Source organism: Stenotrophomonas sp. PI_27 (assembly GCF_027854495.1).
GTDB classification, from domain to species: Bacteria; Pseudomonadota; Gammaproteobacteria; order Xanthomonadales; family Xanthomonadaceae; genus Stenotrophomonas; species Stenotrophomonas pavanii.
Window position 1 is genome coordinate 88,589 of record NZ_JAJNOF010000014.1, and the last position, 20,130, is coordinate 108,718.

General features: G+C 68.3%; 18 protein-coding genes. 6 read left to right on the top strand and 12 right to left on the bottom strand.

Going from position 1 to position 20,130, the window contains the following annotated elements:
- Nucleotides 1-171: 171 nt before the first annotated feature.
- The 5 genes from LRM18_RS16765 to LRM18_RS16785 all read left to right on the top strand — a co-directional run bounded on the left by LRM18_RS16765 (nt 172) and on the right by LRM18_RS16785 (nt 5,070).
- On the top strand, nt 172-966 hold the full coding sequence (locus LRM18_RS16765) for an alpha/beta hydrolase (protein WP_270955087.1): 795 nt from the start codon (nt 172-174) through the stop codon (nt 964-966).
- A 3-nt stretch (nt 967-969) separates the two neighbouring features.
- On the top strand, nt 970-1,515 hold the full coding sequence (locus tag LRM18_RS16770) for a redoxin family protein (protein ID WP_053462430.1): 546 nt from the start codon (nt 970-972) through the stop codon (nt 1,513-1,515).
- Between the two features lie 57 nt (nt 1,516-1,572).
- Nucleotides 1,573-2,313, top strand: a complete 741-nt coding sequence (locus tag LRM18_RS16775) for a response regulator (RefSeq protein ID WP_053462431.1) — start codon at nt 1,573-1,575, stop codon at nt 2,311-2,313.
- Nucleotides 2,310-3,623 carry a HAMP domain-containing sensor histidine kinase gene (locus tag LRM18_RS16780; RefSeq protein WP_270955088.1) on the top strand — a complete coding sequence of 438 codons (1,314 nt, stop codon included), beginning with the start codon at nt 2,310-2,312 and terminating at the stop codon, nt 3,621-3,623. The genes LRM18_RS16775 and LRM18_RS16780 overlap by 4 nt, the downstream gene beginning before the upstream one ends.
- A gap of 187 nt (nt 3,624-3,810) precedes the next feature.
- The gene (locus LRM18_RS16785; protein WP_270955090.1) at nt 3,811-5,070 is read left to right on the top strand and encodes an MFS transporter; all 1,260 of its coding nucleotides are present in this window, start codon (nt 3,811-3,813) and stop codon (nt 5,068-5,070) included.
- Between the two features lie 4 nt (nt 5,071-5,074).
- Here LRM18_RS16785 and LRM18_RS16790 read toward each other — a convergent pair whose 3' ends face one another.
- On the bottom strand, nt 5,075-6,022 hold the full coding sequence (locus LRM18_RS16790) for a nucleoside hydrolase (RefSeq protein ID WP_182067502.1): 948 nt from the start codon (nt 6,020-6,022) through the stop codon (nt 5,075-5,077).
- Nucleotides 6,023-6,173: 151 nt separating this feature from the next.
- On the opposite strand from LRM18_RS16790, the gene LRM18_RS16795 reads away from it, so the two are divergent.
- On the top strand, nt 6,174-6,506 hold the full coding sequence (locus LRM18_RS16795; protein WP_049469722.1) for a hypothetical protein: 333 nt from the start codon (nt 6,174-6,176) through the stop codon (nt 6,504-6,506).
- 695 nt (nt 6,507-7,201) lie between these two features.
- Here the strand turns inward: LRM18_RS16795 and LRM18_RS16800 are convergent.
- From LRM18_RS16800 to mqo, 11 genes are all read right to left on the bottom strand, one after another.
- Nucleotides 7,202-7,921, bottom strand: coding sequence for a GntR family transcriptional regulator (locus LRM18_RS16800; protein WP_270955091.1), 720 nt, complete (start codon nt 7,919-7,921; stop codon nt 7,202-7,204).
- A gap of 56 nt (nt 7,922-7,977) precedes the next feature.
- The gene (locus LRM18_RS16805) at nt 7,978-9,345 is read right to left on the bottom strand and encodes an SLC13 family permease (RefSeq protein ID WP_049465216.1); all 1,368 of its coding nucleotides are present in this window, start codon (nt 9,343-9,345) and stop codon (nt 7,978-7,980) included.
- Nucleotides 9,346-9,450: 105 nt separating this feature from the next.
- Nucleotides 9,451-10,371, bottom strand: a complete 921-nt coding sequence (gene mdcH / locus LRM18_RS16810) for a malonate decarboxylase subunit epsilon (protein WP_270955092.1) — start codon at nt 10,369-10,371, stop codon at nt 9,451-9,453.
- Nucleotides 10,368-11,225 (bottom strand): triphosphoribosyl-dephospho-CoA synthase MdcB, encoded by an 858-nt coding sequence (gene mdcB, locus LRM18_RS16815; RefSeq protein ID WP_150827372.1) that lies wholly within the window; start codon nt 11,223-11,225, stop codon nt 10,368-10,370. The genes mdcH and mdcB overlap by 4 nt, the downstream gene beginning before the upstream one ends.
- Nucleotides 11,222-11,863: a malonate decarboxylase holo-[acyl-carrier-protein] synthase gene (gene mdcG, locus LRM18_RS16820; protein WP_270955093.1), complete on the bottom strand. Its 642-nt coding sequence runs from the start codon at nt 11,861-11,863 to the stop codon at nt 11,222-11,224. The genes mdcB and mdcG overlap by 4 nt, the downstream gene beginning before the upstream one ends.
- On the bottom strand, nt 11,856-12,566 hold the full coding sequence (gene mdcE / locus LRM18_RS16825) for a biotin-independent malonate decarboxylase subunit gamma (RefSeq protein WP_270955094.1): 711 nt from the start codon (nt 12,564-12,566) through the stop codon (nt 11,856-11,858). The genes mdcG and mdcE overlap by 8 nt, the downstream gene beginning before the upstream one ends.
- A complete protein-coding gene (locus LRM18_RS16830) occupies nt 12,563-13,471 on the bottom strand; it encodes a biotin-independent malonate decarboxylase subunit beta (RefSeq protein WP_270955095.1) in 909 nt (302 codons plus the stop codon). Before LRM18_RS16830 ends, mdcE begins: the two co-directional genes overlap by 4 nt.
- Nucleotides 13,468-13,788 carry a malonate decarboxylase acyl carrier protein gene (gene mdcC / locus LRM18_RS16835; protein WP_130768389.1) on the bottom strand — a complete coding sequence of 107 codons (321 nt, stop codon included), beginning with the start codon at nt 13,786-13,788 and terminating at the stop codon, nt 13,468-13,470. The genes LRM18_RS16830 and mdcC overlap by 4 nt, the downstream gene beginning before the upstream one ends.
- A 10-nt stretch (nt 13,789-13,798) precedes the next feature.
- On the bottom strand, nt 13,799-15,442 hold the full coding sequence (gene mdcA, locus LRM18_RS16840; RefSeq protein WP_270955096.1) for a malonate decarboxylase subunit alpha: 1,644 nt from the start codon (nt 15,440-15,442) through the stop codon (nt 13,799-13,801).
- A 196-nt stretch (nt 15,443-15,638) separates the two neighbouring features.
- The gene (locus tag LRM18_RS16845; RefSeq protein ID WP_270955097.1) at nt 15,639-17,831 is read right to left on the bottom strand and encodes a TonB-dependent siderophore receptor; all 2,193 of its coding nucleotides are present in this window, start codon (nt 17,829-17,831) and stop codon (nt 15,639-15,641) included.
- Between the two features lie 269 nt (nt 17,832-18,100).
- Nucleotides 18,101-19,804, bottom strand: a complete 1,704-nt coding sequence (gene mqo, locus LRM18_RS16850) for a malate dehydrogenase (quinone) (protein ID WP_053462443.1) — start codon at nt 19,802-19,804, stop codon at nt 18,101-18,103.
- Nucleotides 19,805-20,130: the final 326 nt, after the last annotated feature.

Here is a 20,130-nt window from a genome sequence, read left to right on the forward strand (position 1 = left end):
GCGGGGGGCGATATCCACCCGGCAGTGCCCGGCCAGGACCGGCGCCGGAATGTATCCCACTGTAGAAACCCGCCTTCGCCCTACAGTCCGGTACAACTCCGCGCCACGGAGAAACAGCGCCGATACACCGGCAGGCGGAAATGGCCACTCCCAACACCGGAGTGCTTCCCCATGATCCGTACCTCGTTGCTCGCCGCCGCTCTCGCCCTTGCTGGCACCGCCGCCCCCGCCTTCGCTGGCCAGGCCGATACCGCTGCACCGCCCACCGTCATCCTGGTGCACGGCGCGTTCGCCGATGGCTCCAGCTGGAGCAAGGTCATCAGCACGCTGCAGGACTGGAAGCTGCCAGTGGTGGCCGTGCAGAATCCGCTCACCTCGTTGGCCGACGACGTCGCCGCCACCCGCCGCGCGATTGCCGCCGCGCCCGGCAAGGTGGTGCTGGTCGGCCACAGCTGGGGTGGCACGGTCATCACCGAAGCGGGCAATGACCCGAAGGTGCAGTCGCTGGTGTACGTGGCCGCTTTCGCGCCGGACGCAGGGCAGTCTTCGGCGCAACAGGGCGAAGGATTCCCGGTCGCTCCGGGCGTTGCCCGACTGCAGGAAAGGGATGGCTACCTGACGTTGCCGGCCGATGCCATCGCCCAGGACTTCGCGCCGGATGTGATGAAGAAGTCCGCCACGCTGCTGTACAGCACGCAGGTCCCGTTGAAGGCCAGCGCGCTGGGCGAAGTGGTGAGCGTTGCGGCGTGGCGCAGCAAGCCGAGCTGGTACGTGCTCAGCCGCGATGACCGCATGCTGTCGCCGCAGCTGCAGGCCGCGACCGCACGTCGCATCGGTGCACAGCTGCAATCGATCGGCAGCAGCCATGTGTCGCTGCTTTCGCATCCGGCGCAGGTGGCTGACAGCATCCTGGAAGCGGCGGGAGTGAAGCCGGCAGAGCTGCCGCTGGCCGAGCAGGGGGGCTGAGCGATGACCGCGCTGCGTGCGTACGCGCTGCCGTTGCTGATGGGACTGCTGGGTGGGGCTGCGCTGTTGATGGCCTGGCCCAGCCCGGAGGCCGATGCGCAGCCGGCCCAGGCCGTTCCCGCCGCCGGGTTCGATGGTGGCGGGCCCTGGCACAACAGCCCACCGCTCACACTGGAGCAGTTGCGGGGGCAGGTGGTGCTGGTCGAGTTCTGGACCTACACCTGCAGCAACTGCCTCAACGTGGCGCCGTATGTACACCAGTGGCATGCACGCTACGCGCCGCAGGGGCTGCGGGTGATCGGCGTGCATACCCCGGAGTTCGCCTATGAAGGGCTGCCTGGCAACGTGCGCAAGGCCATCACGCGGTTGGATATCACCTGGCCGGTGGTGCAGGACAACCAGTACCGGATCTGGAACACCTGGGGCAACCGCTTCTGGCCCGCGCTGTACCTGCTCGACCGGCAGGGGCGGGTGGTCTACCGCCACTACGGCGAGGGCGACTACGCACGCACTGAAACCGAGATCCAGCGCCTGCTGGCCAGCCCCTGAGCCGCGCTACCATGGCCGCGTCGCACGGCCCTGACCTCCGTCTTCATCGAGACCGCAATGAATCACGTACCGCATATCCTTGTCGTCGACGATGACAGCGAGATCCGCCAGATGCTGGCCGACTACCTGCAACGCAACGGCCTGCGCGTGAGCCAGGCCGATGGTGGCCGGGCCATGCGCGCGCTGATGGATACCCATGCCGTGGATCTGGTGGTGCTGGACGTGATGATGCCGGGCGAGGACGGCCTGAGCCTGTGCCGCAACCTGCGCGCCGGCAAGCATCGCGCCGTGCCGGTGGTGCTGCTGACCGCCCGCGACGACGAAACCGACCGCATCATCGGGCTGGAAATGGGCGCTGACGACTACGTGACCAAACCGTTCTCTTCGCGCGAACTGCTGGCACGCATCACTGCGGTGATCCGCCGCACCCGGATGTTGCCGCCGAATCTGCAGGTGAGCGAAGCCGGTCGCCAGCTGGCCTTCGGCGAGTGGCGCCTGGATACCACCGCACGCCATCTGCTGGATGCGCAGGACACCGCATATCCACTCAGTGGCGCCGAGTTCCGCCTGTTGCGCGTGTTCCTCGACCACGCCAATCGGGTGCTCAGCCGCGACCAGCTGCTCAGCCTCACCCAGGGTCGCGATGCCGAACTGTTCGATCGCTCGATCGACCTGCTGGTCAGCCGCGTGCGCCAGCGCCTGGGGGATGACGCGCGCGAGCCGACCTACATCAAGACCGTGCGCAGCGAAGGCTATGTGTTCAGCGTGCCGGTGCAGTTGCTGGGGCCGGACGAATGAACACCGCCGCACGCCGCCCACGCTGGCCGCGCACGCTGTCGGCGCGGCTGCTGCTGGTGCTGCTGGGCGGACTGGCGCTGGCCCACGCACTGTCGTTCGGCCTGCTGTTCTTCGAACGCGACCAGTCCACCCGCAGCATGATGCTGCGCAACCTCGACGAGGATGTGGCCGTGAGCGTCGCGTTGCTGGAACACCTGCCCGCAGACCAGCGCGCGGCCTGGGTGCCGCGACTGGAGCGGCGCACCTACCGTTACCTGCTGCGCCCGGCTGCGGCCGGACCCGGGCTGCAGACCGATCGCGCACGCCAGGTCACCACGGTCATCGATGACAGCCTGCAGCACCGCTATCCGTTGCAGGCGCGCCAGGTGGCTCGCCTGCCGGAGCGGTTCGAGGTGGAACTGCGCCTGCACGACGGCACCCCCGTGACCATTGAAGTCACGCCGTCGGGGCTGCCGCTGGCGCGTTGGTTGCCCGCCGTGCTGCTGGTGCAGCTGGCGCTGCTGCTGGTGTGCGCGTGGCTGGCGGTGCGCCTGGCCATGCGGCCGCTGCAGCAGCTGTCGCATGCGGTCGAGCATCTGCAGCCGGGCAAGGACGGGCCGGCACTGCCTGAAGATGGCCCTGCGGAAGTGGGCGGCGCGGCGGCCGCGCTCAACGCACTGCAGGCACGCATTCGTGGCCATGTCAGTGAGCGCCTGCAGATCCTGGCCGCGATCTCGCATGACCTGCAGACCCCCATCACGCGCATGAAGCTGCGGGTGGAGGCCCTGCCTGAAGACAGCACCCAGCAGCGGCTGCTGGCCGACCTCGACCACCTGGGGCAACTGGTGCGAGAGGGCGTGGCCTATGCGCGCAGCAGCCACGTCGCCAGTGGCGCGCCAGTGGCGATGGACCTGGGCGCATTCCTGGCCAGTGTCGTCGGCGACTACGAGGACGTGGGCAAGCCGGTCAGTGGTGGTGCGCCCGCTGGACTGGTCGTGCAGACCTGGCCGCAGCCGCTGCGCCGGGTGGTCGGCAATCTGGTCGACAACGCGTTGCGTTACGCCGGTGCCGCCGAGATCGAGGCCGGCCGTGATGACGCCGGCAGAGTGTGGATCAGCATTTCCGACCGTGGCCCTGGCATTCCCGAGGACCAGCTGCAGGCAGTGCTGGCGCCGTTCCATCGGCTGGAAAGCTCGCGCAACCGCGATACCGGTGGCACTGGCCTGGGACTGGCCATCGCGGTGCAGCTGGCGCAGTCGCTGGGTGGCTCGCTGCAGCTGTACAACCGGGAGGGCGGCGGGCTGCGGGCGGAATTGCAGTTGCCGGGCTGAGTTGCTCGGTCCTTGGGTTCGCGGGCCGGCGCACGCCTGCTTCCGCTTCGACGACGGGGGCGTCACCGGCCATGAAATCCAGTACATGCCGGCAATGGATGGCCGATGACCGGTATTTCACCCCGTTCGTGCCACGCTGCATGCAACGTGCCCAACCAGGATCGAAGCTGTTGAAGGCGAAGAGGCAATGACCGCGGCGCGGCAGCGCTCGATGTGGGTGGCGGGCCTGTCCACGGTGGTGGAGTGGTACGACTTCACCCTGTACCTGTATTTCGCCACGGTGTTGTCGCGGGTGTTCTTCGGTGGCGGCGAACAGGCCCTGCTGGTCACCCTGGCTGGCTTTGCCGTGTCCTACCTGATGCGCCCCTTGGGCGCGCTGTGTTTTGGCCACCTGGGTGACCGGCTTGGCCGGCGCTGGATGCTGCTGGCCTCGATGGCGTTGATGGCTGCGGCGATGCTGGCCACCGCGCTGCTGCCGACCGCGGCCACCGCAGGCACCCTGGCGGGCGTGCTGCTGCTGGCACTGCGCTGCGTGATGGCGTTCTCGGTGGGCGGCGAATACACCGGTGTCGTGGCGTACCTGCTGGAAAGCGCACCGGCGCGACGGCGGGGCCTGGTGACCTCGCTGGCCTCGGCGGCCAGTGAGGTGGGCGCGCTGCTTGCGGTAGCAATCTCCGCGATTACCGTGGCGCTGCTGCCCACCGCGCAGCTGGACAGCTGGGGCTGGCGCATTCCGTTCTTCGTCGGCGCGGCGCTGGCTCTGGTGATCCTGGTTGCGCGCGCGGGCATGCACGAATCGCCCGAGTTCGAACGCCAGCGGCGAGAGGGCAGCATCCCGGCCACGCCGCTTCGGCACGTGCTGCGCAACCACCCGCTGGCGGTGGCGCGCACCTTTGCGATCTCCGCCTTGGGATCGATCACCTACTACGTGGGCATCACCTACGTACCGGCCTTCCTGCATGCGCGCGGCCACGATGAGGGCGATGCCCTGTGGCTGTCGACGATCGCGGCGGTCGCGGTCATCGCCATCACACCGTTGTGTGGCGCGTTGTCCGACCGGGTCGGACGACGGCCGATGTTGTTGGGCCTGACCGTGCTGGCGGCGCTGCTGCCGCTGTCCCTGTTCGCGTGGATGGCACAGGCGCCGCCGCTGGGTATCGCGTTGGCTGCGGTGCTGCTGGCCTGCGTGGCCGGCGGCGTAAGCGCGGTGGCGGCACCGGCCACGGCCGAGCAGTTTCCCGGCGAAGGCCGGGTCAGCGGTCTGGCGCTGGGCGTAACCATGGCTACGGCGGTGTTCGGCGGTGCGACGCCGTGGCTGGCGCAATGGTGGGTGGAACGCAGCGGCTGGGCAGCAGCGCCAGGCGCGATGATCGCGCTGGTGGCGGTGCTGGTGCTGCCGGTGCTGTGGACCCTGCCCGAGACGGTCCCGGGCAGGGCCAAGCGCTAGCGGGTCAGACCTTGAGGGTCTGCTCGATGTCGGCCAGTACCGCGGCCGCATCCACGCCGATGGCGATCGACTGCACCACGTGGCCGTCCCACACGCTGGGACCGAATGCCAGGCCTTCCGGCTTGGGAATCGTCATGCCGCGGGCAACGCCGTCGGTGGCCACGCGCACGCTGGCGCGTTCGAACTGGAACAGCTCCGGTCGGGTCAGCGCGATGCAGGCGCAGCAGTCGTGCACGACCATGCCCTTGTGGCCGGCCTGCAGGTAGAAGTCCACGTAGTCCTGCGACAGCGCGCGCACCAGTTCGGCATCGGCACCGCCGATCGCAGCCAGCGTGTCCAGGCCGTCACGGTTCATTTCCACGCGGGTGGTCACGTCCAGGCCGATCGCGGTGACCGGCCAGCTGGCGGTGAACACCACGTCGGCGGCTTCGGCGTCACCCCAGATGTTGGCCTCGGCGGCCGGGGTGATGTTGCCGTTGACATGGAAGGCGCCGCCCATGATCACCACCCCGCGTACCAGGCCGGCGATGTCCGGGGCCTGCTGCAGCGCCAGCGCCAGGTTGGTCATGCGGCCGACCGCGACCAGGGTCACTTCGCCCGGATGGGCGCGGACCAGATCGATGATCAGCTGATGGGCCGGGCGCGCATCGGCGGCCACGTCCAGATGGGCCGGCACCGGATGGTTGCCCAGGCCATTGTGGCCATGGATGTGCACCGGCCAGGCTTCCGGGGTGGCCTCCGGCTGCAGCGGGCCTTCGGCGCCACGTGCGACCGGAGCGGCAAAGCCCCAGGCCTGCTTCAGGTACAGCGCATTGTGCGTGGTCGACTCCACCGAGGCATTGCCGAAGGTGGTGGTGACGCCGATCAGGTCAATCTGGGCGTGCTTGTGCAGGTACAGCAGGGCCAGGGCGTCGTCGACGCCCGGGTCGGTATCGAAAATGACTTTCAGCATGTTGTTGTTCTTCTTCTTCCGTGTGGTGCGGGGGGCGCCGGCGGCCCGCAGGCAGGCCGGCGCGCCCTGCATTGTCCCATCTTCATGACGGGCAGGGCCATTGCCGGAGGGGCAGGCCATAATGCCCGCAGTCCAGGCACGGAGTCGCCGAATGCTGATCGTTGCCCTTCTGCTGGTGCTGCTGGTGCTGGGCCTGAACGTGGTGGCCACCGTGGTGATCGCCAGGCGCGATGGCCTGTCGGCGGGCGGCCGGACCGTGCAGTTGCTGCTGGTCTGGCTGCTGCCGGCGGTCGGCGCGATCCTGTGCATGGCGGTGGCCACGGCCGACGGCTCCGGGATCCGGGGCGACAACAGTCTCGGCGGTGGCTACGATCACGCGGGCGGCTACTCCGGCGACGGCGCCAGCCAGCACAGCCATGGCAGCCCGGATTGCGGCAGCGACGGTGGCAGCGGCGACGGCGGCAGCTGCGGTGGTGGCGATTGACGAGACGTTACGGGATGCCGGCCAGCGGCCGGCACTACCCAACCATGGCCACGACCCGGTAGTGCCGGCCGCTGGCCGGCAACCACATCCCCTCAGCCGCCACCTTCGGCGGGCAAGCGCCCACGGCACGTTCGACAGCCCAACCAAGCTCACGTCCGGTAGTGCCGGCCGCTGGCCGGCAACCACATCCGCTCAGCCGCCGCCTTCGGCGGGCAAGCGCCCCCGACACGTTCAATAGCCCAACCAAGCTCACGTCCGGTAGTGCCGGCCGCTGGCCGGCAACCTCTTCCGCTCAGCCGCCACCTTCGCTGGGCAAGCGCGCCCGGCACGTTCAACAGCCCAACCAAGGCCACGTCCCGGTAGTGCCGGCCGCTGGCCGGCAACCACATCCGCTCAGCCGCCACCTTCGGCGGGCAAGCGCCCTCGACACGTTCAATAGCCCAACCAAGCTCACGTCCGGTAGTGCCGGCCGCTGGCCGGCAACCACATCCGCTCAGCCGCCACCTTCGGCGGGCAAGCGCCCCCGGCACGTTCAACAGCCCAACCAAGGCCCCGTCCCGGTAGTGCCGGCCGCTGGCCGGCAACCACATCCGCTCAGCCGCCACCTTCGGCGGGCAGGCGCCCACGGCACGTCCAACAGCCCAACCAAGGCCCCGTCCCGGTAGTGCCGGCCGCTGGCCGGCAACCACTTCCCCTCAGCCGCCGCCTTCGGCGGGCAACGGCGCCGGCACGTTCAGCAGCCCGCCTGCCGCCACATAGGCGGCCAAGGCCTGGCCCTGGCTGAGCAGGTGGCGTTCCATGGTGCGTTCGGCGGCCTGCGCGTCGCGGCGACGGAAGCACTCCATCAGCTCGCGGTGCTCGGCCAGCGATTGCGCGGTGCGCCCCGGGGTCAGCAGCTGGCGGCCGCGATGCATCTTCAGGATGCGGTGCAGGTCGTGGGTGATGCGGATCAGCCACGGATTGCCGGCGTAATGCTGCACGGTTTCGTGGATCAGGTAGTTGTTGCGGTAGTACTCGGCGATGTTGCCCTCGGCCGCCGCCGCTTCCATCGCCGCATGCAGGGCCTCCAGCTGTTGCACGCCGGCATCGTCGATGTGCCTGACCGCCTCGTGGGCGCAACGGCCTTCCAGCATGGCCATCACCGGGAACAGCTGGTTGAGGTCTTCCAGCGTCAGCCGGGTGACCCGGCTGCCACGACCGGCATCGATCTGCACCAGGCCTTCGGCTGCCAGCAGCTTCAACGCCTCGCGCAGGGGCGTACGGCTGATGCCCAGTTCTTCGCACAGCGCGGGCTCGTCGATCCACTCGCCCGGCGGCAGCCGGTAGTCGTAGATGCGCTCGCGCACGTGTTCGGCCACCTCTTCGTACAGAGGCGCGCGCTTCTTCGGTGACCGCGGGGCAGGGGCAATGGCCATGCGCAGAGTGTAACGCCAGGCCGCACCGGCCAGCGGCCGGCACGACCCGATGGCGGTTACATCCAGCCCGGCACCACGAACACCAGCCAGGCCAGCAACGGCCCCAGGGCCACCACCAGGCCGCTGTACACCAGGAAGCGACGGAACAGGCTCTCGCGCTCTTCCTTGGCTGCCGAAGCCACCACCAGTGCGCCATTGGTGGAGAACGGGCTGACATCGACGATGGTGGACGACACCGCCAGCGCGCAGATCACGCCAGCGGCGCTGAGGTGACCCTGCATCAGGAACGGCACGGCCAATGGAATCGTTGCGCCGAGCACCGCGGCCGACGAGGCGAATGCGGAGACGATGCCGCCGACGTAGCAGACCAGAAGTGCACCGAGCAGCGGGATGCCGATGTCGGACACGCCGTTGCCGATGAAGTCCACCGCGCCGGCATGTTCCAGCACGCCGATGTAGGTCACCACGCCGCAGATCAGCAGCACGGTGGACCAGCTGATGCCGTCGACCGCGCCCTTCTGGCTCTGCGGCGACAGCAGCGCCAGCGCCACCGCCACGGTGATCGAGACCAGGCCGACGTTGAGGTTGTAGATCAGCGCGGCCACGCCCAGGCCGAGCAGGCCGATCAGGGTGAACAACCGCTCCCGGGTCAGGCTGACCGCATCCAACGCCGCCGGATCGTTGGACAGGGTGCCGCCGCCCGCCGCGACCAGCGCGCCATGGCCTTCGATCGCGAACTGGCGCGATGACGCCTGCGGGCCACCGGCCATCGCCAGTTCCGCACTGCCGATCGTTCCTGCTGCGGTGATCGAGCCGCGACGCAGCAGGGCGATGCCACCGAAAGCGAAGAAGCAGATCGTCGCCATCATGAAGTTGAAGCCCAGGCTGGTCAGGAACACCGCCATCTCGGTCACTTCCAGCCCGGCTTTCTGCACCACGCCATTGGTGATGCTGCCGTACACGCTGATGGGCGAGAAGCCGCCGGCCTGCGCACCATGGATGACCAGCAGGCCCATCATCAGTGGATTGATGTTGTACTGCTTGGCAAAGCGCAGGGCGACCGGGCCGATGATCGCGACCGCCGCCGGGCCCAGCGCGCCGAACGCGGTGAGGACCGCGGTGATCACGAACATCACCCACGGAATGGCCACGATATGGCCACGCACCGCTTTCACTGCCCAGTGCACCAGCAGGTCGATGGTGCCGTTCTTCTGCGCGATGGCGAACAGGTAGGTGATGCCGACCAAGGTCAGGAACAGATCGCCGGGAAAGCCGGCCAGGACCTCCTTGCCGCCCATGTCGACCCACAGCCCGCCGATGATGAAGGCCAGCGCGAAGGCGACGGCCCCCATGTTGATCGGCATCGCCGTGGCGACGATGAACATGATCACCAGACCGATGATCGTTGCGATTTGTGGACTCATGCGCCCTCCCAGACACGTGACTCACGTACAGCGCGGATGGAGACCCGCCATCCCCGGGGTAAGGCGACGTACAGCGTGTTGCGTGATACGTACTGCTCGAACCCGTTACTGCCGCCGTTGCAGCGCACTGCGCACCCAGGCCGCGGCGCCTTCAAGGCTCTGGAACTCTTCCGCCGCGCGTACCTCGCAGCACGGATAGGCCGGCGCGACCATGCGCGCCAATGCGTTGCCCGGGCCCAGCTGCAGGAACACCCGCGCGCCACGCTCGAAGGCCTGGCGCATCACCTGCGCCCATTCGATGGTCTGCGCCAGCTGCGCCGACAGCGTGTGGACCGCCGTTGTGCGATCCCGCACCGGTCGCGCGTCGATGCCGGCCAGCAGGGGCAGGCGTGGTGCCTGCATCTGCGCTGCTTCGAGCACGGCGGCAAACGACGTCACTGCGCCGGCCAGCAGTGGCGTGTGCGCGGGCACATGGACCGGCAACGGACGGATTTCTGCGCCGAAGGCCTGTGCGTCTGCCGCCAACGCGAGTAGCGACGGCCGTGCACCCCCCAGGATGAAGTGGTCATCACCATTGGCAATCGCGATGAACGCGCCGTGCGTATCGCACAGGCGCTGTGCGGCAATGCGGTCCAGCCCCAGGACTGCCTGCAGCCCGGCACCATCCGGACTGGCGGCATCCATCAGCCGCGCGCGCTGCGCGGCCAGGGCAAGGCAGGTCGGGGTGTCGAAGCTGCCGGCGATGGCATGCGCGGCCAACTCCCCGATGCTGTAGCCCGCGATCACTGTCGGCGTTGGCAACGCCTCGCGCAGGCCCTGCCAGTGCGCCAGGCTGGCCGCGCACAGCAGCGGCTGCGCCTTCGCATTGTCAAAGCGGTCGGCGGCCGCCGCGGCGGCGAATGCATCGCGGCCCAGCAGTTCGTCCGTGGCATCGAGCACCGGCCGCGCAGCAGCAACGTCGCGCACGCGATCGAACATCGCCGCATGTTGCGCGCCCTGTCCAGGGCAGAGCAGGGCAAGGCTCATGTGCCCTCCTGCTGCAGCAGGAACAGGCTGCAGGCAAGCAGGTCGGCGCTGCCACCGGGGCTGAGGTGGCGTGCAACGAAGGCGTCGGCGATGACGTGCAGGCGCGGCCGCCAATCGTGTGCGAAGGCACCACCTTCGGCCAGGAAACGACGGGCCTGCTGCTGCGCCCAGCGCAGGCCTTCAGCACCACCGCGATGCAGCAGGTTGAGGTCGTCGGTGTGTGCGACCAGCTGCATCAGCGTGTGGCACATCGCGGCCTCGCGCGCCAGCCCATTGGCCAGTGCATCGCGCAGGACCGGCAGCGCCACCTCGCGCAACAGCGGGTAGCCGGCGGCGGCCTGTTCGCGCACGCCTGGCACCTTGTGCAGGGCGCGCGCACGTTGGCCCGGGCTGCCTGCATCCAGCGGTGCCCGTGCGAAGTCCGCAGCCCAGCGACGGACCTCCAGGCAGACCTGCTCACCGGTGGCGGCATGGCCCAAGCGGGACCGGCAGGCCGCGGCGGCCGCCACCAACAGGCCGAGACTGAAGACCGCGCCACGATGGGTGTTGATGCCGCCGGTCGCGCGCAGCATCGCGGCTTCGGCGGCAATGCCACACCGGCGCATCGCCTCGAAGTCCGCCCCGGCTGCACCGAGGCGGGCCACCGCGGTGAAATAGTGGCGCAGCGCGAACAGGCTGCGCAGGAAGGTGCGCGCATCCATGTCGTGATGGCTGCCGCGGTCGAACGGCGTGACCAGTCCCGGTTTCGGTGCCAGGGCCAGTTCTGCATGCAGGCTGGCAACGGCGAGGCGCCCCAGGCGCGCGCAGTCCACGGCGGCGGCCGGCCTGGCAGTCGGCTGCGCAACGGCGTTCATGCGCTCACCCCGGCGGGGGCGAATACGGACTCTCGCAGTTCCAGCGCGGCGCCGGCCGGGCGCTTGACCAGTACCTCGCGACTGCGTCCCGCGTATTCCCGCCAGTTCACGGCGGCGCCGTCGGCCAGGCACAGTTCGCCATCGACCCGTCGGCCGTATCGCGTTTCCCATGCCTGCAGCCTTGCAGCCAGGGCATCGGCCTGCGCGGTGGTGTCGATCCGCCACAGCAGATCGATGTCCGAGCGCGCGTGCACATAGTGCAGTCCAGTGAGGTGCTGCCAGGCGAACGCTCCGAATACGCGCGCCGCGGCGATGTCCTGCAGTGCCTGCAGGGGGCGCTGCCAGTCCTGCACCAGGTCGCCTTCCAGCACCGCCTGAAGCGCCGGTGGTGGCGCGGTGCGCAGCACATCGTGTGCCGGCACGCGCAGGGCCAGGCGCAGTTTGCCCTCGGCGGGGGGCAGCGGTACGCCCAGGCGCAGGCGGGGATCGGCATCGTCGGCGGCACGCCGGGCGACGATGGCCGGCAGGCCCTGCGCAAACCAGGCGGCCAAGCGCGGTTCATGCGCGGCGATGTCTGCCTGCCAGCCGGCGTACGCTGACAGCCAGACCAGCGTATGGCGGGGCAGCCGCTCAGGCATCGCCCTGGCTCACGGCTGTGGCCACGCGTGCGGCCAGCATGCGACCGCCGCGCTGAGCGCCGCGTGCGGCACGCAGGTCGCCTTCGACCGGCGCGCGCAGGGCCCGCAGCAGGTGCTGGGCAAGGTCGCCTTCCCACACCGATTCCACCGCGCCCATCGCCACGTAGTTGGCCACGCCCGGTGCGAACACCGGCGAGCTCTGGCTGAGCGCCTGCAGTTTCTCCAGCGGCTGCTTGGTCACCCGTGCCATCGCGCGCAGGTCCATTACCCGCACCTGCGCATCGGGCAGGGCGTGGATGTGGTCGGCCATCAGGCCGAAGGACAGGAAGCCACCGCTGACCGATTCGCCGTAGACCAGCGTGACCAGGCGCGCGCCACGCCGGCGTGCCAGGTCGAGCGTCTGCGCGAGATGTGCAAAGTAGCCATTGATGCCCAGCAGCTCATCGCGTCGCGCCAGGCGCTGGCCGGCGGTATCGGCCAACATCACGATCGGCCGCTGCGGGTGCGCGGCGGTGCTGGCTAGCACGGCTTCGGCCAGGATGAGCGCATGGTCGACGCCGACCTCGATGCGGTCGGTGGTGCCGATCACGGTCACCTCGCCATCGTCGGTGGCTGCGCTGCCGGTCAGTACCGAATCGTCCACCGCAATGGCGTGCCCACGAGGGAACAGCGCATCGAACAGGGTCTGCAGCGGTGCAGTCATGGCAGGCTCCGGCCATCGGTGGCGGCGAGGAAGGCATCGGTGTCCAGCACTGGCAGCCGCTCGGGTTCGGCGATGCCCTGGCGGGCCCAGATCTCCAGACCGTCGCGGCAATCGCCCCAGGCCTGCACGCGTGCCTTCAACGCGGCGTGGCGGGCCTGCAGGGCGCTCAGCGCCGTGTCGGTATCGTTGCTGCTGGTGTCGGGCTGCAGCGCATTGGCTGCGGCCTGCGCGAACGCTGCGATGGTGTCGGGCACCAGCACCTGCGCCTGGTCGATCAGGTACCGGTGCTTGCCACCGGTCACGCGCCAGACCAGCGCGCGATCGCGTGAGTCGAACTCTTCCACGCCGCGTACGGTCTCGATCACTTCCGGGCCGGACAGCGACAGGCGCCCCTCTTCGGACATGATGACCGTGGTGCAGCAGCGGGCGACGATGCCCATGCCGCCGAAGGCGCCGTTGCCGCTGCCGATCAGCGCGATCACCGGCACGCCGGCAGCGCGTGCACCCAGGGTGGCGCGCATGATTTCGGAAATGGCGATCAGCCCGGCATTGGCTTCGTGCAGGCGCACGCCGCCGGTATCCAGCAGCAGCAGCACGCCGTCAGGCCGGGTGTCGGCGGCGCGGCGCAGCAGCCCGGTCAGCTTGGCGCCGTGCACCTCGCCCACGCCGCCGCCCATGAATGCACCCTGCTGTGCGGCCAGCAGCACGCGCTTGCCCCGCAGCGTGGCTTCGCCGACCACGATGCCGTCGTCGAACGCCGCGGGCTGGTCGAGTTGGGCCAGGTGCGGACTCGTCATCCGCCGTGCCGGGCCGAGGAACTCGCGGAACGAACCCGCGTCGACTAGCCCGGCAATGCGTTCGCGTGCATCGGCTTCGTAATAGCTGTGGCGTTGTACGTGGCTCATGGCTTGCCTCCGGCCAGCAGGGTTTCCACGGCCTGGTCCAGGCGCAGGCTGACCACCGCCGGGGTGGCACCGGCGTCATTGATCGACACGCGCACGTCGCGCAGCGGATGGCGTTGCGCGAAGTCGGTGATCACGGCCTGCCAGATGCTGCCGAAGCCCTGCGCAGCGGTGATGATGCGCACGGTCATCGCACCCTCCTGTGCCACAGGCTCCAGCAGGATCTCCAGGTTGCCCGAAGCCAGCACGCCCACCAGCACCGCATCGTGCGGGAACTGCACGCGGGTGCGGCCGTCGAATCGATAGTCGAGGGTTTCCATGCTCAGCCCCTTACCAGTTGCGGAAGCGCTTGGGCGGGTCGTACAGGCCGCCGGACCACCGCACCAGGTCCTTCACCGACCGCGCCGCCAGCAGGTCACGGCTGGCATCGCGCACCGAGATACCGAGGTCGTCGGGACGACGGATCACGCCGCGGTCGCGCAGGTTCTCCACCATCGCGCGGTCGCGGCCCATGCCCACTGCGGTGTAGCCGGCCACGCCCCGGATCGCCTGTTCGCGTTCTTCCGGGGTGCGGCACAGCAGCAGGTTGGCGATGCCTTCCTCGGTCAGCACATGGCTGACGTCGTCGCCATAGATCATCACGGGCGGCAGCGGCATCTGCGCGCGCTCGGCCAGTTCCCAGGCATCGAGCTGTTCGACGAAGGCCGGTGCCATGTGCTCGCGGAAGGTCTCCACCATCTGCACCACCAGCTTGCGCCCGCGCGGCATCTCGCCCGGGCGCGCGGCCTGCTGGCCGGCCTTGATCCAGGCGTCGCTGGCATGGCGGCGACCACGTGCATCCGAGCCCATGTTCGGCGCGCCGCCAAACCCGGCGATGCGGTCGCGGGTGGCGGTGGAGCTGTTGCCCTGCAGGTCGACCTGCAACGTCGAGCCGATGAACATGTCACAGGCATACAGGCCGGCGGTCTGCGAGAACGCGCGGTTGGAGCGCATCGAGCCATCGGCACCGGTGAAGAACACATCGCTGCGTGCGGCGATGTACTTCTCCATGCCCAGTTCGGAACCAAAGGAATGCACCGACTTCACGAAGCCCGATTCGATCGCCGGAATCAGCGCCGGATGTGGATTGAGCGCCCAGTGCTGGCAGATCTTTCCCTTCAGCCCGAGTGATTCGGCGTAGGTGGGCAGCAGCAGTTCGATGGCGGTCGTGTCGAAGCCGATGCCATGGTTGAGGCGGTTGACGCCGTACTCGGCGTAGATGCCTTTGATCGCCATCATTGCCATCAACACCTGGATCTCGGAGATCTGCGCCGGGTCGCGGGTGAACAGCGGTTCGATGTGGTTGGGACGCGGCGCCTGCACCACGAAGTTGACCCAGTCGGCGGGGATATCGACGCGGGGGAGGGTGTCGACGATCTCGTTGACCTGGGCAATGACGATGCCGCCACCAAACGCCGTGGCCTCGACGATCACCGGGGTGTCTTCGGTATTCGGCCCGGTGTACAGGTTGCCGTGGCGATCTGCGGCCTGTGCTGCGACCAGCGCTACGCGCGGGGTCAGGTCGATGAAGTAGCGGCCGAACAGCTCCAGGTAGGTGTGGATGGCGCCGATCTGGATGCGCCCCTCGGCCACCAGGTTGGCCAGCCGCACGGACTGCGGGCCGGAGAACGAGAAGTCCAGTTTCGAGGCGATGCCACGCTCGAATACATCCAGGTGCGAGGGCAGGGACAGCACCGACTGCACCATGTGCAGGTCATGGACCCGCGCCGGGTCGAGGTCGGCCAGCGCTTGGGCGAGGAAATCGGCCTGCTTCTGGTTGTTGCCTTCCAGGCAGACCTTGTCGCCGGGCTCCAGCAGCGCATGCAGCAGGTCGCCGATGTCACCGGCGGCAACGCTGCGTCCCCGGGCCCATGGCGCGGCCCGTTCCAGGCGCGTCTGGCGACTGCATTCCAACGTATCCCAGCTCGGGTTCATCGACCGGCTTCCGATGGGTGGTGAAATAATTACGCCATAATTATGAGGGCGGGCGCAACCTGCAGTGCAGCAAAAGGAAGGGCCCGCGCGAGGCGGGCCCATTCAGGGATCCGGGTAGTGCCGGCCGCTGGCCGGCTCCACGCGATGCAGGAGGACGGGGAGCCGGCCAGCGGCCGGCGCGGCCCTTTCCAGTCGCTCAGAACTTCCAGCGCAGGCTGGCCGACACGAAGCGCGGCTCGCCGTAGTTGTTGTAGTCCAGGTTGGCCCAGTAGGTCTTGTCCAGCGCGTTGCGCACGCTCAGCGTCGCGGTCCAGTTGTCGCTGATGCGGTAGTTGGCGTTGAACTGCACCAGGGTGTACGCCGGCTGGTTCACCGTTACCGTGCCGCCGAGCGGGTAGGCGATGTTGTAGCCCTGCACTCTGCTCTGCCACTGCAGGCCACCGCCGACGCTCAGGCGCTCGAGCGCGCCGCGCAGCTGCAGCTGGGTGTTGAACTGCAGCAGGTCCTTGGGCGGATTGGCGTACAGCAGGTCGGTGGCCGCGCGGGTCACCTTGACGTGGGTGTAGCCGGCATTGACCGTCCAGCCCGGCAGGATCTCGCCGTTGACGTCCATCTCCCAGCCGCGCGCCTTGGTGCCGTTGACGCCGATGTAGGCCGAGCTGCCGTCGCTCAGCGTGCCTTCCGGCACCCCCATGTCACGCACCGCGTAGTTGTCCTGCTTGGCTTCGAACACCGCCGCATTGGCGGTCAGGCGGCCCTCGAACCACTGCGTCTTGATGCCCGCTTCCAGGTTCGAACCCTGCACCGGCGCCAGCAGGTTCTCGTTGCGGTCCTTGTAGTTCTGCGGATTGAAGATCTCGGTGTAGCTGGCATAGGCCGAGACGTTCGGGGTGATCTCATAGACCAGGCCCACGTAAGGGGTGACCTCATCGCTCACCTTGTAGGCACCACTGGTGCCGGTGTAGGCACCCGCCGCGTTGTAGGACCGGCTGAGGGTTTCCCATCGGCTCAGGCGCGCACCGGCAATCAGCGACAGCGGATCGGCCAGGTGCAGGCGGGTGGCCAGATAGACGCCGCTCTGCGTGGTCTTGGCCACGCGGCGTGCGCCGGTACGGGTGTAGGTCACCTCGGAGATGTCGCCGTTCCAGCTGTGCACGTTGGGAATGTAGTAGCAGCGTTCGCTGCCGCAGCGGGCCCAGTCGGTCGGGAAGTTCAGCGCCACGGTGTTCGTGGTGCCTTCCAGGTCCGACCATTGCGCGCCGACCGTGAGGTCGTGGTCGCGGCCGAACAGCGGGAAGCTGCCGGTCAGGTAGGCATCGACATTGCGGCGGGTGTCCTTGGAATCGCCGGCGGCCGCGCGCAGGTAAATGCCCGCGCCGGTCACCGGGTCCGGGTTGCCGGTGCCGTACAGGCGCACGTTCTGCACGTTGCCGCGGGTGTAGGCGGTGTTGACCTTCAACAGCCAGTTGTCGCCGAAGCGCTGTTCCAGGTTGGCGAAGGCGGTGTTGCTCTCGCGCTTCCAGTAGCTCCACTTCGGCGACAGGTTGGTCGAGCGCGGCAGGTGCGCGAAGTTGCCCTGGTTGTCGAAGAACGGCACCGTGCCCCAGGTCGAGCCGGTCGGGTTGTTGTCCTGGGTCTGGTAGCCAAGGGTGACCGTGGTGCTGTCGGTGACATCGCCTTCCAGCACCGCCATGCCGGCCATCTTGTTCTCGTCGTAGCGGTCGTAGTACAGCCCGCGATCGGTATAGGCGGCGACCACGCGGCTGCGGAAGCGGCCGTCATCGGTCAGTGGTGCGGTCACGTCGGCTTCCATGCGGCGGTAGTCCCAACTGCCGGCACTGACCGAGAACGATGCGTCGAATTCCTTGCCGGGGCGCTTGCGCAGCAGGTTGACCGTGGCCGACGGCACGCCGGCGCCGCTGAGCAGGCCGTTGGCACCGCGGATCACTTCGATGCGGTCGTAGAAGGCGGTGTCGTATTCCTGGTTGGTCGAGCCGCTGTAGGTGGGGATGCCGTCGACCTGGAAGTCGGTGATGGCAAAGCCGCGTGCGTAGTACAGCGGGCGCTGGGTGTCATAGAAGGACACGCTGACGCCGGTCACGTTGCGCATCACGTCGTTGATGCTGAACAGCGATTCGTCCTGCAGGCGCTGCAGGCTGATCGCGGTGGCCGACTGCGGGGTTTCCTGCAGGGTGATCGGCAGGCGCGTGGTGCTGGCAGGCGGAGCGGACTGCTCGGCACGCACGCTGACCCGGTCCAGGGTCTTGGCGTCGGCCGTGCCGTCGGCGGCGGCGAACGCACTGGGCGTGGCCAGCAGGGCCAGTGACGCAAGCAAAGCGGCCGGCAGCAGCGCACGGCGGGGCAGGCGGTTACGGAAGGTCAGGGACATGATGGGCTCGAAGCATTGAGGCGGGGAAGGGCGGCAACAGTCGTCCAGCACCCGGGGCGGCGGCTTCGGGCACGGTCAGGTTCATCCGGGAGACGCGCGGTTACCGCGCAGGATGCAAATGTAAATAATTCCCAACAACATTACAATTCGCTTCATTCCGGGGCGCTGCCACGCTCAGCGCCGCTGGCGGGGTCGGATCCCGTTGCCGCACAAACGCAAACGGCCACCCGAAGGTGGCCGCCTGCCTGCATCACGGGGAACGCGCCGGCTTACAGCGCCTGCAGTTCCTCGTTGGCGTTGCGCTTTTCCTTGGCCGGCGCCGGGGCCACTGGCGGTGCCGCGGCGGCCGGGCTGGGCGATGCGGCGTTCGCATCCACCGGCACCTCCAGGTACGGCAGGTGCAGGGTCTGGCTGGTCAGGGTACGGATCTCGTTCACCAGCGCGGCGCTGTCGTTGAGCTTGCGCCCGTACGACGGCACGATCTCGCGCAGGCGGGTTTCCCAGCCGGCCTTCATCTGCTCCGGGAAGGCCTTGGCCATCAGGTCCAGCATGATCGGCGGCGAGGTCGACGCACCCGGCGAGGCACCGAGCAGGGCCGCAAGGGTGTGGTCCTTGTCGGTCACGATCTCGGTACCGAACTGCAGCACCGGGCCCTTCAGCGGATCGCGCTTGATGATCTGCACGCGCTGGCCGGCGGTGACCAGCTTCCAGTCGCCCGGCTTGGCATTGGGGAAGTACTTGACCAGCTCGGCCTGGCGGTCGGCATCGTTCAACCGCGCCTGGCCCATCAGGTACTGCACCAGGTCCAGGTTGTCCTTGCCCACTTCCAGCATCGGGCCGACGTTGTTGTGGTTCACCGACGAGTACAGGTCCCACCACGAGCCATGCTTGAGGAACTTGGTGCTGTACAGCGCGAACGGCCCGAACAGGACCACCGGCTTGCCGTCCAGCTTGCGTGCATCCAGGTGCGGCACCGACATCGGCGGTGAACCGGTCTCGGCCATGCCGTAGGCCTTCACGCCATGGCGCGAGGTCACGTCCTGGCCCTGGAAGGCAAGGAACTGGCCACCGACCGGGAAGCCGGCGTAGTCCTTCGACTCCGGAATGCCGGACATCTGCAGCAGCTTCAGCGCGGCGCCACCGGCACCGATGAACACGAAGCGGGCGTGGGTGGTGGACTCGGTGCCGGCCTTGAGGTCCTTCACCGTCACGTTCCAGCTCTTGTCGGCGTTCTGCCGCAGCGCGGTCACTTCATGGTTCAGGTGCAGGCTGAAGTTCGGGCTGCGCTGCAGGCCGCTGGTCAGCTGGCGGGTGATCACACCGAAGTTGACGTCGGTGCCCAGCGGCATCCAGGTTGCGGCAACCTTCTGCTTCGGATCGCGGCCTTCCATCAGCAGCGGGGCCCACTGCCTGATCTGCGCCGGATCTTCGGAGTACTGCATGCCGTAGAACAGCGGGTTCTTCACCAGCGCCTGCTGGCGCTTGTGCAGGTAGGCGATGTTGTCATCACCCCAGACGAAGCTCATGTGCGGGGTCGGGTTGATGAAGTCGCTGGGCTGGCTCAGCCGCCCCTGCTTGACCTGGTGCGACCAGAACTGGCGCGAGACCTCGAACGATTCGGCGATGCCGACCGCGCGCTTGGTCTCGATGCTGCCGTCGGGCAGTTCCGGGGTGTAGTTCAGTTCGGCGAACGCCGAGTGGCCGGTGCCGGCGTTGTTCCAGCCATCGGAGCTTTCACCGGCGACGCCGTCGAGGCGTTCGTAGACCTGGATGTTCCAGTCCGGCTGCAGTTCCTGCAGGTAGGTGGCCAGGGTGATGCTCATGATGCCGGCGCCGACCAGCACAACATCGACGGGCTTGTCGTTGCTGGCGGCGGGCACCGAGCGCTGGGTCAGCGGCCAGTACAGGAACAGCGCGGCGGCCAGCAACAGCAGCACGAGCAGGGCGAGAAGAGCCTTGCCAAATTTCTTCATGGGGGCGGGATCGTTGGCGGAGGGGAAGGGGTCAGGATGCGCGTGGGGCAGGGAAAGGGCGTGAAGAAACAACGCCTTGCAGCATCCAGCGGTGATTCTAACCGGAACCGGTCCGTTTTTGATGCAACGCAGCATCCGACCTTTCGCGGCCCCGTCGCAGGCAGCGTCGGGCAAGGCCAGGCAGCGCCCGAGTCAGACCCGTTCGATGATCGGCCGATCAGTATCCGCATCACCCATGGACCCTGTGTGGAAAAAGGGGACGGAGGGGATTAAGTCGCATTTGCCTTGGATGTCGTATCGGCCTAAAGCGACTTAATCCCCTCCGT

Excerpts from the sequence above, each read along its gene's own strand:
- LRM18_RS16765 (WP_270955087.1), top strand. The coding sequence starts at position 172 with ATGATCCGTACCTCGTTGCTCGCCGCCGCTCTCGCCCTTGCTGGCACC.
- LRM18_RS16770 (WP_053462430.1), top strand. The coding sequence starts at position 970 with ATGACCGCGCTGCGTGCGTACGCGCTGCCGTTGCTGATGGGACTGCTG.
- LRM18_RS16775 (WP_053462431.1), top strand. The coding sequence starts at position 1,573 with ATGAATCACGTACCGCATATCCTTGTCGTCGACGATGACAGCGAGATC.
- LRM18_RS16780 (WP_270955088.1), top strand. The coding sequence starts at position 2,310 with ATGAACACCGCCGCACGCCGCCCACGCTGGCCGCGCACGCTGTCGGCG.
- LRM18_RS16785 (WP_270955090.1), top strand. The coding sequence starts at position 3,811 with ATGACCGCGGCGCGGCAGCGCTCGATGTGGGTGGCGGGCCTGTCCACG.
- LRM18_RS16790 (WP_182067502.1), bottom strand. The coding sequence starts at position 6,022 with ATGCTGAAAGTCATTTTCGATACCGACCCGGGCGTCGACGACGCCCTG.
- LRM18_RS16795 (WP_049469722.1), top strand. The coding sequence starts at position 6,174 with ATGCTGATCGTTGCCCTTCTGCTGGTGCTGCTGGTGCTGGGCCTGAAC.
- LRM18_RS16800 (WP_270955091.1), bottom strand. The coding sequence starts at position 7,921 with ATGGCCATTGCCCCTGCCCCGCGGTCACCGAAGAAGCGCGCGCCTCTG.
- LRM18_RS16805 (WP_049465216.1), bottom strand. The coding sequence starts at position 9,345 with ATGAGTCCACAAATCGCAACGATCATCGGTCTGGTGATCATGTTCATC.
- mdcH (WP_270955092.1), bottom strand. The coding sequence starts at position 10,371 with ATGAGCCTTGCCCTGCTCTGCCCTGGACAGGGCGCGCAACATGCGGCG.
- mdcB (WP_150827372.1), bottom strand. The coding sequence starts at position 11,225 with ATGAACGCCGTTGCGCAGCCGACTGCCAGGCCGGCCGCCGCCGTGGAC.
- mdcG (WP_270955093.1), bottom strand. The coding sequence starts at position 11,863 with ATGCCTGAGCGGCTGCCCCGCCATACGCTGGTCTGGCTGTCAGCGTAC.
- mdcE (WP_270955094.1), bottom strand. The coding sequence starts at position 12,566 with ATGACTGCACCGCTGCAGACCCTGTTCGATGCGCTGTTCCCTCGTGGG.
- LRM18_RS16830 (WP_270955095.1), bottom strand. The coding sequence starts at position 13,471 with ATGAGCCACGTACAACGCCACAGCTATTACGAAGCCGATGCACGCGAA.
- mdcC (WP_130768389.1), bottom strand. The coding sequence starts at position 13,788 with ATGGAAACCCTCGACTATCGATTCGACGGCCGCACCCGCGTGCAGTTC.
- mdcA (WP_270955096.1), bottom strand. The coding sequence starts at position 15,442 with ATGAACCCGAGCTGGGATACGTTGGAATGCAGTCGCCAGACGCGCCTG.
- LRM18_RS16845 (WP_270955097.1), bottom strand. The coding sequence starts at position 17,831 with ATGTCCCTGACCTTCCGTAACCGCCTGCCCCGCCGTGCGCTGCTGCCG.
- mqo (WP_053462443.1), bottom strand. The coding sequence starts at position 19,804 with ATGAAGAAATTTGGCAAGGCTCTTCTCGCCCTGCTCGTGCTGCTGTTG.